Here is a 10,933-nt window from a genome sequence, read left to right on the forward strand (position 1 = left end):
TCCAACATAAGTCAGTCGCACTCCCTATTCCGGGACCCCGGCGTAGTGGAGTAGCGCACGGTTCGACCTGCGATTTTTGTGGTGTGACACGCCGATGCTTGAGGGTGTGGGGCGGACATTCGCAATCATGTTCTGTCCCGTCTGGCGCAATTACGCGCGTGAAAGGGGTGCCAACCGTGAGATACGGGATAAGCCGGACGATGAACAAACCACCGTTTGAGAATTCTGGGGTTCGCGCCGCTAGAAGGAACCTTGGTTGCGTTGAGGGCGTCCAACACTGTGAGAAAAGCGTCGTACGATGACCAATTCGCTCGTTCGGTAACCGCCGCTCGCCCGACTCGACGCTAGCTTCCGTCTACATCGGGATGCTCACCGCAAGTCCGCAGTGCTCCGGCCTTTTACGGAACCAGCGCCTACATCATCGATCATGTGTCGCCTTCCTAAGCGACTTTGGTCACTTGGCCTGCCCCATCTGATCCCCGAGTCAGAGGATCACCTTCCGTGCCCAGGTGAGACGGGCGATTTCTATCATGGACTTGACCACCGCGCCCACGCTTGGCGCATTACGCTCTCCGTGCGCCCTGACGTCTGGAAGTTGGCGGCTGAACGTACCTGCGACATCCTCAAAGCCGAACTCGGCGCAAATACGGAGCGACGGGCAGAGCTCAGCCGCTTAAAGCTACACCTCAGACCACCTATCGAGCACCCGTCTCGTCTCTGTCGAGGGGTTTGAATGCCATGTACTTACCTCCGTCATTTCTAGGGCTTGACCTTCACACCGTGGCAAGGGCTTGGCTCGATCGCATGACGTCACTCCAGCACACCAACCCCTCGGCCCGACTGCGCGCTGCCCTCGCGATCGGGACCACTCCTGATCCGTCGTACATCGGTGAACTGCTCGAGCGCTGCGCCGTCGAACCGGACTTCAACGTCCGCGAAACGCTCACGTGGGCGTTGATGCGACACCCCGAATCTCTGACGGTTCCGCGCCTGGTCGAGCAGGTCCAGTCCGGCAACAACCAGGCCCGCAGTCAGGCGCTGCACACGCTGTCCAAGATCAAGGGTCCGAACTCCTGGCCAGTGATCACGCCCGACCTGTTGTCCGATCCCGACGACGAGGTCGCGCGGAGCGCCTGGCGGGCCGCGGTTGTTCTGGTTCCGCAAGCTCAGCGACTGCCATTGGCCACGATGCTGTCGACGCAGCTGGGGCGCGGCTCGCGTGAAATGCAACTGAGCCTCAGCCGGGCACTCCTCGCGCTGGGGGATGTGATCGAGCCGGTGCTGCGAGGGCCTCATCGGAATGTGCGTGCCCGAGCTCACGCCATCGCCACCGAGAGGTTGCTCCGAGATCCTGACGCGGGATTCGAATTGGATATCGAGATGGCCAAGCGCGTCAGCGCCCTCGGACAAGATAGTTAGATACAGGGATGTTGATCGGTGACGTGGCTCGGCGATCGGGTGTCAGTGCCCGCATGCTCCGGCATTACGACGCCCTCGGGCTGGTTCGGCCGTCGGGGCGCAGCGGTACCGGCTACCGGGAGTATTCGGACGCAGACACCCGTCGAATCTTCCACGTCGAGTCATTGCGATCGCTGGGGTTGTCGTTGCGCGATATCGGACGCGCGCTCGACGACCCCGGCTTCGCGACCTCGGGACTCGTCGACGAGTTGATCCGCCAGACGGAAGCGCGTCTGCGCAGGGAGACTGAGTTGCTGACCAGATTGCGCCGTGTGGGCGACGCCGACCCCGCCGACTGGGAGGACGTGCTGAGCGTCGTCGCTCTGCTGCAGGACCTGGGGTCGGTGAGCGCCGGCAAACGTCAGTCGGCGGCGTTGTCCTCGACCGGCCTGGCGCCGGATGCGCTCGCGGAGGCGGTGTTGCGGGAGCCCGCACCCAACGTCGCCGGCGCGCTGCGGTGGGCGTTGGCTCAGTCGGATGGCGACGGGTTGGCGCTGCTGCGTCAGGGCCTCGACTCGCCGGACCCGCAGGTGCGACGCCGTGCCGTCGAGACGATCGCCGAGATCCCGCACGAGGACGCCACCGCGGTGCTGCACGACGCACTGGCGAGTGCTGACGATGTTGTTCGGCGCTGCGCGGCGCTGGCGCTCGGGGCGCGGGGTGTCGTCGATGCAATCCCGACTTTGATCGACATGGTCATCGCGGGCACCAACGATGTCGATGCGGCAGATGCGCTCGGTGGGCTGGCGAGCGGTGAGACTGCGGATGGGATCGTCTCGCGGCTGGTCGAACGAGCTGTGGAAAGCCAATCACGTCTACGCGTGACGCAGGGCCTCGCGGACATCCCGGGAGCTGCAGCGACTCGGGCGCTCACCGATCTCACTCACGACGAGGACCGGTCGGTTGCGCTCACGGCGCAGTACATCCTCGGTCGCCGCTTGCACTCCTGAGCTCGCACCGTTTCTGCTGGGCTAGCACCCGCGCTCGGGTCCGAGCGCGGGTGCGCACTCGGCAAAAAGGGTGCGAGGTCGCGTCAGCAGCGGCGCTAGGATTCGGCGTGCGCGGTGATGGTGTCGACGGTGGTCGACCAAGCGATCGAGCGGGGATCGAGGAAGTCGCCATGCCCGACGCCCGGCAGGATGATCGATTCCGCCCGGTCGCCGGCCAACCGGGCAGCTTCGATGTAGTCCAGACTCTGACCCGCGGATACTGTCTTGTCGGTGTCGCCGTGGATGGCAGTGATGGTGACATCCGTAGGCAGATGTCGGATGGGTGAGGCGAGGGCGTAGCGCTCGGGAATGTCGTCCGGCATGCCCCCGAGGAAGCGGGGAACGAATCTGTCGCCTTCGCTGCGTGCTGCGCGGGCCATGTCGAAGACCCCGGCCATGATCGTCGCGTTGCGGGGTTTGACTCGTGGTTGCGCCCACGGAGCCGAGGCGGGCAGCGTGTGTCTACTGGCGGCCCAGGCTGCGAGCTGTCCGCCGGCCGAGTGTCCGGCAACCTGAACGCGGTCGAGATCGAGCCGCCCGCCCGCTGCTTCCTGGGCGGTGGTCGCGAGGATGTCGATGGCGTTGTCGATGTCGGTGAGGGTGTCTTTGTAGTCGTTGCGTTCGCGTCGATATTCGATGTTCCACACGGCGATCCCGCGTTCGGCGACGGCCTCCGCGAGGGGTCGGAAGTGAGTCATGTCGGGCTTCGAAAGCCATCCGCCGCCGTGCACCATCACCACCACGGGGACGGAATCGGCGTCGTTGTCCGGCAGGTACAGCTCGCCGACGTTGTCGACGTCGGGGCCGTAGACGAGCCGGATCGGGGTGGCGGACGGTACCGGCACAAGAGTGAGTGGCAGCGGCGGTTCGACAGGGAGTGTGGAAACTCCTGCGGCCGTCCTGCATCCGACGAGGGTGATCAGGGTCATGAACAGGGCTGCGGTACGGCCAAATTTCACGCGGCAGCCCAGGCGAGAAGGTCGTCGACGGCCCAGGTGTTGACGATGCGCTCGGCAGGCACGCCGCGGTCCTCCGCGCGTACACATCCGTAGCCCTGCCAGTCGAGCTGACCGGGAGCGTGCGCGTCGGTGTCGATGGCGAACAGACAACCGCGTTCGAGGGCGACGTCGATCAGCCGTTTAGGCGGGTCCTGACGCTCCGGTCGGGCATTTATTTCGACGGCGGTGCCGTACTGCACGCAGCCCTCGAACACGACGTTGGCATCGAAGGTCGATTCCGGGCGGGTACCGCGGCCACCTTGCACGAGTCGGCCGGTGCAGTGGCCGAGTACGTCGACGTGCGGATTGGCCACCGCATTGACCATCCTCCGCGTCATCGTTTCGGAATCGGCTCGGAGGTTCAAATGCACACTGGCCACGACGATGTCGAGTTGCGCGAGCAGATCCTCGTCCTGATCGAGGCTCCCGTCGTCGAGGATGTCGACTTCGATGCCGGTGAGGATGCGGAACGGCGCCAGTTCGATGTTGAGTGCGGCAACGACGTCCAGTTGACGGCGAAGCCGCTCCGCGGTGAGACCGTTGGCTACCGTCAACCGGGGGGAGTGGTCGGTGAGCGCGCAGTACTCGTGGCCGAGGCGGGCGGCGGTCCGCATCATCTCTTCGATGGGGCTGCCACCGTCGGACCAGTTCGAGTGGGTGTGCAGGTCGCCTTTGAGAGCCGATCGGAGATCGTTGTCCCCGATCGGTTGCGCCTCGGCGCGCCTCTCGGCGAGGTATTCGGGGACGCCACCGGCTACGGCCTGGCGAATGACGAGCGAGGTTTTCGCACCGATGCCCGGGAGCGCAGACCATGTGTCTGTGCGTGCGCGCTCCGATCGTTCTGTTGCGGAGAGAGATTCGACCACCTCGGCTGCCCTGCGATACGCCTTGACTCGGTGGGTGTCGGCACGCGAGCGCTCGAGCCAGTAGGCGATCTCGCGGAGGGCTTCGACCGGGTCCATGTCTCTAGTGTCCAATAGCGGTGTGCGGGTCGATCAACCCGGCGTTGGGTTGCCAGTCATACACCACTGATGTCCGGAGCACGATGTCCTGCAACGATCTTCTCCTGCGGTCGACGGCCACCCACAACAGCCCGAACGCGAACAACACACAGAGCACTGCCCGCAGCAAGGCGAGCGGCCACCGGAGCACCCCGTGGCGCGGGGAGACAAGGCGGACCCCCATCAGAATTGCGCCGACCGTGCGACCGGTCGTTGCCCAACAGGTCGTCAAATATGCGATCGAGATGATGACGAGCACCGACACCGACATGAACACCGCCGGAGTCTGGAAGCTGAACGACTGCGGATCGAAGAGCAACTGCACAAACACCGATCCGATGTACACCGAACCCATCAGCGCGCCAACGACTGCGAGATCGATCACCGCGGCTACGCCTCGAGTGACGATTCCGGGCCGGACGCAACTCCTCGATCCGAGGATGCGGATGCGTCATGTGCTCGGCCTGCCGTCACGCCCGAAAAGTCGGCCCACGAACTGCGTCACTGCATCGTCGGCCTGCATGCCTTGGCTGCGAACGCCTCGCACTGCCTCGGCGGAGAGCGATCCGGTCGACTCCCTTATGATTTCCGGCAGATCGACGCCGTCGATGACGAAGTTCGCGAGAGCAATCAGGTCGACGCGTCCGATCGCCGCATCGAGGTCGACTCTGGAGACTTGTCGGTCCAGATCCACCCCGTCGACCACCGCTTCGATGTCGACCCGTGCCACCGCTTTGTCGAGGTCCACCCGGGCTACGGCCGCATCCAAGTCCACTCGCGCCACAGCCTTGTCGAGATCCACCTGTGCGACGGCTCGGTCCAGGTCGACGCCTTCGATGATGGCGTCGATGTCGACATTTTCGCGGATGAGCCGCGTCAAGTCGATCTCGTCCAATGCGGCTGCAACAATTTTGACGACGGTCGCACGGAGGAGCGCGTCGGCGACGACGGTTGCGGCAACTACGGTGCGTTCGCCGCGCCGGGCGATCGTGTCGATCGGGCCCGACATTCCGGGCAGTCGGGTCATGAGCCGGAGAGCCCCACGGGCCGCGGCTCCGGCCGTCACCGCCGTGCCGATAGCGAGATGCACCAGGCGTGCGTCTTCCGGCATCGTGTCACCACCTCGTTCGACTGTCACGAGCATTCCACTTCCTACGCGATCTGTACCGACAATCAAGTCGCCCCACGCGCCGACCGACCCGGACAAATCTCTCAGGAAGTTGCCAGGCGCAGCATCTTCACTCGTGTTGAAGGTGCAACTAGCATTGGCGGCCATGACAAAGAAATGGTGGATAGTCGGCGCAATCGTCGTTGTTCTTGTCGCACTTGGTGTAACAGTAGGTCCGTGGGCTTACGGAAAGTTCATCGCCGAATCCGACGCCCCCGCGGCGACCGTGTCGACATCCGGTGCGCAGGCCGCGACGACCGACAACATCGACGGGACCTGGACCATCGTGCCGGGCGATGAGGCCAACACAACAGCGGCGGGATACACCGTCGACGAGGTTCTCAACGGAGCCGAGGTGACGGTGGTCGGATCGACCACCGATGTGAGCGGCGAGGTGACGATCGAGAACGACACCGTCACCGCGGGCGAGGTTCTCGTCACGACAGACTCGATCACCACCGACAATGACCGCCGCGACGGCCAGTTCCGGGGCAACATCTTCGAGACCGCGACCTATCCGACGGCGACGTTCGCGTTCGACTCGCCCGTCGACCTGTCCTCGATTCCCGACGACGGAATTACGACGACGGTGACGGCCGAGGGGACGTTGACGCTCAAGGATCAGTCTCGTCCGGTCTCCGTCGAGATGGAGGTGCTGCAGTCCGGTGACACGCTGATCGCGTCGGGCAGCATTCCCACCACCTGGGCCGACTTCGGAATCGAACCACCGTCGCTGGGATTCGTCACGGTCGAGGATTCGGGATCGGTCGACTTCCTGATCAGTTTGAACTCGGAGTAGCTTCCTTCGTCCTCGACTCGTTCGGCGCCCACCCCGGTGGTCCGAGGACGAACCCGAGCCGATTCTTCCATGACCGCGATGCCGCTACATCCCTTGCGATGGAGCGGTATTCGTGTGTCTGGAGAGTCCAGATGTTGTACGTGTTCACCGGCTTGGTGAGGCCGTAGTGGGGACGGGAGACCTCGTCGGCGTACGTGCCGAACATGCGGTCCCAGATGATGAGCATCCCGCCGTAGTTCTTGTCCAGGTACTGCGGATCACGCCCGTGGTGGACGCGGTGGTGCGAGGGGGTGTTGAACACGAACTCGATCGGTCGGGGGAGTGTGCCGATTCGCTCGGTGTGGACCCAGAACTGATAGACGAGGTTGATGGAGAACCCGACGAACACCATCCACGGCGGCACTCCGAGGAGGGGCAGGGGAAGCCACATGACGATCTCGCCGCTGTTGTTCCACTTCTGACGCAGGGCGGTGCTGAAGTTGAAGTACTCGCTCGAATGGTGAGCCTGATGCGTTGCCCAGATGATGCGGGTTCGGTGCGCGATGCGGTGATAGGCGTAGAACAGAAAGTCGACGCCGAGGATGAGGATCACCCAGGTGTACCAGGCGTCTGCGGGCAGTTGCCACGGCGCGACGTAGGCGTACAGCGCTGCGTAACCGAACAGGGCCAGTGTCTTCCAGGCTGTTGTCGTGGCTATCGACACCACTCCCATGCCGAGGCTGGCCCGGGCGTCCGAGGCCTTGTAGCTCCCAGGTTCGCCGTCTTCCAGGCGTGCCGCAGCACACCACTCGATAGCGAGGAGCACCACGAATGCGGGGATCGCGAGGGCAACAGGATCGCGTAGCGGTTCCGGAAGTGAGTTCCAGGCAGAATCGACCCAATCGAACATCCGACCGCTCCTTTTCGTGACACTTGCCTTGCAATTGTAACGCGGCTTCAGGTCATGGCGTTGCAGAAAGGACACCGAAGTGCACATCAGCGCCAAAGCGGACTACGCCGTACGGACGCTGCTCCAGCTGGCGGCCGCCGACGGGGCTGCGGGGAAGGCGGAGGCGCTGGCGTCCGCGATGGGGGTCTCGCACAAGTTCCTCGAGTCAGTGTTGGCGGATCTGCGCAGAACCGAGCTGGTTCGCAGTCGGCGCGGGCCCGACGGTGGCTACTGGCTGGCTCGTCCTGCCGCCGACATTTCCATAGCCGACGTCATTCGAGCCGTCGAAGGTCCGCTGGCGTCGGTGCGTGGGCAGCGTCCGGAGGATGTGGAGTACTCGGCGCCGGCGAAACAGTTGCAGCTGGTGTGGCTGGCAGTACGGGTGAACATGCGTGAGGTGCTCGAGAAGGTCTCGCTGGCCGATATCGTCGCCGATGATGTGCCCGCGTTCGTGCTCGAACTGACAGCCGACCCGTCGGCGTGGGCACGTCGCCAGCTATGACACGCATTACCACGTAGCCAGCACTGTGACGCAATCTACAATGATGCGCATTCACGCAATATTGCAGAACTCTGCAAGATCAGTACCGTGGGATGCGTGACCGTTCCCCCGTCCGGCCTTCGTGATCAGAAGAAGGCCGCCACCCGTGATGCGCTCGGCCTGGCGGCTGTCACGCTCGCCAAGGACAGGGGACTGGATGCGGTCACCGCCGACGCCATCGCTGCGGCGGCGGGCGTCTCCACCCGTACCTTCCACAACTATTTCGCCAACAAGGAAGAAGCAGTCCTGCACCACATCGAGGCATCCGCCCTCGAGTGGTTCGACATGCTGCGGGAAAGGCCGGCCGACGAGCCCATCTGGGCGTCACTGCGACACGTCGCACTGTCCATCGTCACCGACCCCCACCGCGACCTGGCCGAGACCTTCGCCGTCGCCCAGTTGGTCGAGGCCAACCCGGGCGTGATGGCTCGCAAACTCGAGGTTCACCACTCACTGACCCGAGTTCTCGGCGAGGCGATTGCCGAGCGCACCGGCACCGACATCGACCGAGACCTCTACCCGAACCTCCTGCAGGTAGTGGTGGGCAACGCCATCACTACTGCTCTGACCATCTGGTCCAACCACCCAGAAGGAGACCTTTCACCCAAAGAGCTCGTCGAGGACGCATTCGATCAACTGCAGGCCGGACTCCCGGACCCGCGCGCACCGAGAAACAACTTCAGGAGCTGACCCGTGGCCACCTATCTGTATCGAATCGGAAAACTCGCCTACCGGCGAAAAGGAATCGTCCTCGCCACGTGGCTGACGATCCTGGTCCTGGCAGGCGTCGGAGCAGCGACCCTCTCCGGCCCGACCGCCAACTCGTTCTCCATCCCCGGCACGCCGGCGCAGGCGGCCCTCGACCTGCAGAGCGAACGTTTCGGTAGCGCCGAGGATCCACTCAATGCCGTCTCGGCTCAATACGTCTTCGCCGCTCCCGAGGGTGAAAGCCTCGACACGCCCGCCTACACAGCCGCGATCGACGCAACGATCGCCGAAATCGACAAGATCGACGAGGTAAATCCGTCGGTGAAGCCCGGTGGCGAAAAGCCGCTCGCCAACCCGGTGGCCGGCAACGAGTCCATCGTCGAGCAATACAACGAAAAGGCGACAGAGGCCGGCACAGCCCCCGACGTCGCAGCTGCCAACGCTGCGGCTCTCTCGCCGCTCTCCCCGAACGGCAACATCGGCATCATCGACGTTCCGATCAGCGGCGACCTCGCCGACGTCACCGACGAACTGCGCACCGAGCTCGGTGACGCCGCCGCGCCCGCCCGCGATGCAGGACTGACAGTGGCCATCGGTGGCACCGTCGCCCAGGATGGATCTCCGCCGGGCGGCACGTCCGAGCTCGTCGGTCTCGCTGTTGCCGCCGTCGTACTTCTGATCATGTTCGGTTCCGCGGTCGCAGCTGGTCTGCCGCTGATCACTGCCATCGTCGGCATCGGCATCTCCAGCCTGACGATCACCACCGCATCGGGATTCGCGAGCCTGACGTCATTCACACCGATCCTCGCTGTCATGATCGGTCTCGCTGTCGCTATCGACTACTCCCTGTTCATTCTCGCGCGCTACCGGCACGAACTGTCGTTGACCGACGACCGAGAAGAAGCAGTCGGTCGTGCGGTCGGCACCGCCGGGTCCGCAGTCGTGTTCGCCGGTGCCACCGTCATCATCGCCCTGGTGGCGCTGCGCGTCGTCGGAATTCCGTTCCTGTCCCAGATGGGCTACGCGGCTGGTCTTGCCGTCTTGATCGCCGTGCTCATCGCACTGACCTTCCTGCCGGCCATGCTCGGGCTGTTCAAGGGCAAGGCGTTCGCCGGGAAGATCAAGTTCGTCAACACCACCGATCCAGAAGACCCCAACGCACCGCCGACGAACGGCCTGCGGTGGGCTCGCGCACTGGTCAAGCGTCCCGCGGTCGGTCTCATCGCCGGCGTCGTGCTGCTGGCAGTCATCGCTGGTCCCGTCACCGGGCTGTCGTTGGCGCTGCCGAGCACTGCCACCGCCGACCCGTCCACCCCGGCGCGTCAGGCATACGACCTCATCGAGGACGGGTTCGGGCCTGGTAGGAACGGACCGCTGCTGGTCATCGCCGATGCCACCGGCCTCGCCGACGATGATCGCGAGGCCGGCTTCGGTCGCCTCGTCGACTCGATCTACGAGGAAGACGACGTCACCAACGCGCAGATCATTGCTGTCAACGAAGCGGGCGATACCGCTCAGATACTCGTCACCCCAGCGAGTACGCCCAACAGTGACACCACGAAGGACTTGGTCGCCAATCTTCGGGCCGCCGAACCGGGCTTTGCCGAGACCGACGGCGTCACCTACGGAGTCACCGGTCAGACAGCGCTCGAACTCGACGTCTCGGAACGACTGCAGGACGCGCTCGTGCCGTACCTTGCCGTCGTCGTCGGACTCGCGTTCCTACTGCTGATGCTGGTGTTCCGCTCGATCCTCGTGCCATTGACGGCGACGCTCGGCTTCCTGCTGAGCGTGCTCGCCACCTTCGGCGCAACGGTGTTCATCTTCCAGGAAGGTGGGCTCGGGTTGATCAGTAACCCGCAGCCGATCGTCAGCTTCATGCCGATCTTCCTCATCGGTGTGGTGTTCGGCCTGGCGATGGACTACCAAGTGTTCCTGGTCTCCCGCATGCGTGAGGAGTTCGTGCACGGTGCGCCGGCCAAGGAGGCCGTGGTCAACGGCTTCAAGTACGGGGCCCGCGTGGTTACCTCGGCCGCGGTCATCATGATGTCCGTCTTCGCAGCGTTCATGGCCGAACCGGACTCGTTCATCAAGTCGATCGGGTTCGCGCTTGCCGCGGCTGTGTTCTTCGACGCCTTCATCGTCCGAATGGTCATCATTCCGTCGGTGATGGCTCTGCTCGGCGACAAGGCCTGGTGGCTGCCGAAATGGATCGACAGGATCCTGCCGGACGTCGACATCGAAGGTGCGAAGCTGCAGAAGGCCGCTCCCAAGGGAGAACCGGACGCCGACCCAGCGCAACCCGCAACCGTGTGACCTGGCGTGATGGCCGAGGACTCGAGT

Annotated in this window: 11 protein-coding genes; 6 read left to right on the plus strand and 5 right to left on the minus strand. The window is 64.2% G+C overall.

What is annotated here, in order from left to right; translation table 11 throughout:
• Positions 1 to 804 precede the first annotated feature (804 nt).
• A complete protein-coding gene (locus tag KVY23_RS15070) occupies positions 805 to 1,419 on the plus strand; it encodes a HEAT repeat domain-containing protein (protein WP_230557283.1) in 615 nt (204 codons plus the stop codon).
• Between the two features lie 8 nt (positions 1,420 to 1,427).
• On the plus strand, positions 1,428 to 2,408 hold the full coding sequence (locus tag KVY23_RS15075) for a HEAT repeat domain-containing protein (protein WP_230557284.1): 981 nt from the start codon (positions 1,428 to 1,430) through the stop codon (positions 2,406 to 2,408).
• A gap of 95 nt (positions 2,409 to 2,503) precedes the next feature.
• On the opposite strand, the gene KVY23_RS15080 is transcribed toward KVY23_RS15075, so the two are convergent.
• Genes KVY23_RS15080 through KVY23_RS15095 form a run of 4 tightly spaced genes read right to left on the minus strand, consistent with a single transcriptional unit; the run spans position 2,504 to position 5,584 of the window.
• Positions 2,504 to 3,406 carry a S9 family peptidase gene (locus KVY23_RS15080; protein WP_230557285.1) on the minus strand — a complete coding sequence of 301 codons (903 nt, stop codon included), beginning with the start codon at positions 3,404 to 3,406 and terminating at the stop codon, positions 2,504 to 2,506.
• Positions 3,403 to 4,407, minus strand: coding sequence for a PHP domain-containing protein (locus KVY23_RS15085; RefSeq protein ID WP_230557286.1), 1,005 nt, complete (start codon positions 4,405 to 4,407; stop codon positions 3,403 to 3,405). Before KVY23_RS15085 ends, KVY23_RS15080 begins: the two co-directional genes overlap by 4 nt.
• A 4-nt stretch (positions 4,408 to 4,411) precedes the next feature.
• Positions 4,412 to 4,888 (minus strand): RDD family protein, encoded by a 477-nt coding sequence (locus KVY23_RS15090; RefSeq protein ID WP_374108730.1) that lies wholly within the window; start codon positions 4,886 to 4,888, stop codon positions 4,412 to 4,414.
• Between the two features lie 9 nt (positions 4,889 to 4,897).
• A complete protein-coding gene (locus KVY23_RS15095) occupies positions 4,898 to 5,584 on the minus strand; it encodes a hypothetical protein (RefSeq protein ID WP_230557287.1) in 687 nt (228 codons plus the stop codon).
• 136 nt (positions 5,585 to 5,720) lie between these two features.
• Between KVY23_RS15095 and KVY23_RS15100 the strand changes: the two genes are divergently transcribed.
• Positions 5,721 to 6,413, plus strand: coding sequence for a YceI family protein (locus KVY23_RS15100; protein ID WP_230557288.1), 693 nt, complete (start codon positions 5,721 to 5,723; stop codon positions 6,411 to 6,413).
• On the opposite strand, the gene KVY23_RS15105 is transcribed toward KVY23_RS15100, so the two are convergent.
• Positions 6,394 to 7,302 (minus strand): sterol desaturase family protein, encoded by a 909-nt coding sequence (locus tag KVY23_RS15105; RefSeq protein WP_230557289.1) that lies wholly within the window; start codon positions 7,300 to 7,302, stop codon positions 6,394 to 6,396. The genes KVY23_RS15100 and KVY23_RS15105 overlap by 20 nt on opposite strands.
• A 79-nt stretch (positions 7,303 to 7,381) precedes the next feature.
• On the opposite strand from KVY23_RS15105, the gene KVY23_RS15110 reads away from it, so the two are divergent.
• From KVY23_RS15110 to KVY23_RS15120, 3 genes are all read left to right on the plus strand, one after another.
• On the plus strand, positions 7,382 to 7,843 hold the full coding sequence (locus KVY23_RS15110) for an Rrf2 family transcriptional regulator (RefSeq protein WP_075838603.1): 462 nt from the start codon (positions 7,382 to 7,384) through the stop codon (positions 7,841 to 7,843).
• 87 nt (positions 7,844 to 7,930) lie between these two features.
• A complete protein-coding gene (locus tag KVY23_RS15115; protein WP_083667529.1) occupies positions 7,931 to 8,572 on the plus strand; it encodes a TetR family transcriptional regulator in 642 nt (213 codons plus the stop codon).
• Between the two features lie 3 nt (positions 8,573 to 8,575).
• On the plus strand, positions 8,576 to 10,906 hold the full coding sequence (locus tag KVY23_RS15120) for an MMPL family transporter (RefSeq protein WP_230557290.1): 2,331 nt from the start codon (positions 8,576 to 8,578) through the stop codon (positions 10,904 to 10,906).
• Positions 10,907 to 10,933 lie beyond the last annotated feature (27 nt).

It is taken from the genome of Rhodococcus sp. I2R, from assembly GCF_020889545.1.
In the GTDB taxonomy this organism is placed as follows: domain Bacteria; phylum Actinomycetota; class Actinomycetes; order Mycobacteriales; family Mycobacteriaceae; genus Rhodococcoides.

What these genes read in the sequence shown, in the direction of transcription:
- KVY23_RS15070 (WP_230557283.1), top strand. Translation starts at nt 805, where the DNA reads ATGACGTCACTCCAGCACACCAACCCCTCGGCCCGACTGCGCGCTGCC.
- KVY23_RS15075 (WP_230557284.1), top strand. Translation starts at nt 1,428, where the DNA reads ATGTTGATCGGTGACGTGGCTCGGCGATCGGGTGTCAGTGCCCGCATG.
- KVY23_RS15085 (WP_230557286.1), bottom strand. Translation starts at nt 4,407, where the DNA reads ATGGACCCGGTCGAAGCCCTCCGCGAGATCGCCTACTGGCTCGAGCGC.
- KVY23_RS15100 (WP_230557288.1), top strand. Translation starts at nt 5,721, where the DNA reads ATGACAAAGAAATGGTGGATAGTCGGCGCAATCGTCGTTGTTCTTGTC.
- KVY23_RS15105 (WP_230557289.1), bottom strand. Translation starts at nt 7,302, where the DNA reads ATGTTCGATTGGGTCGATTCTGCCTGGAACTCACTTCCGGAACCGCTA.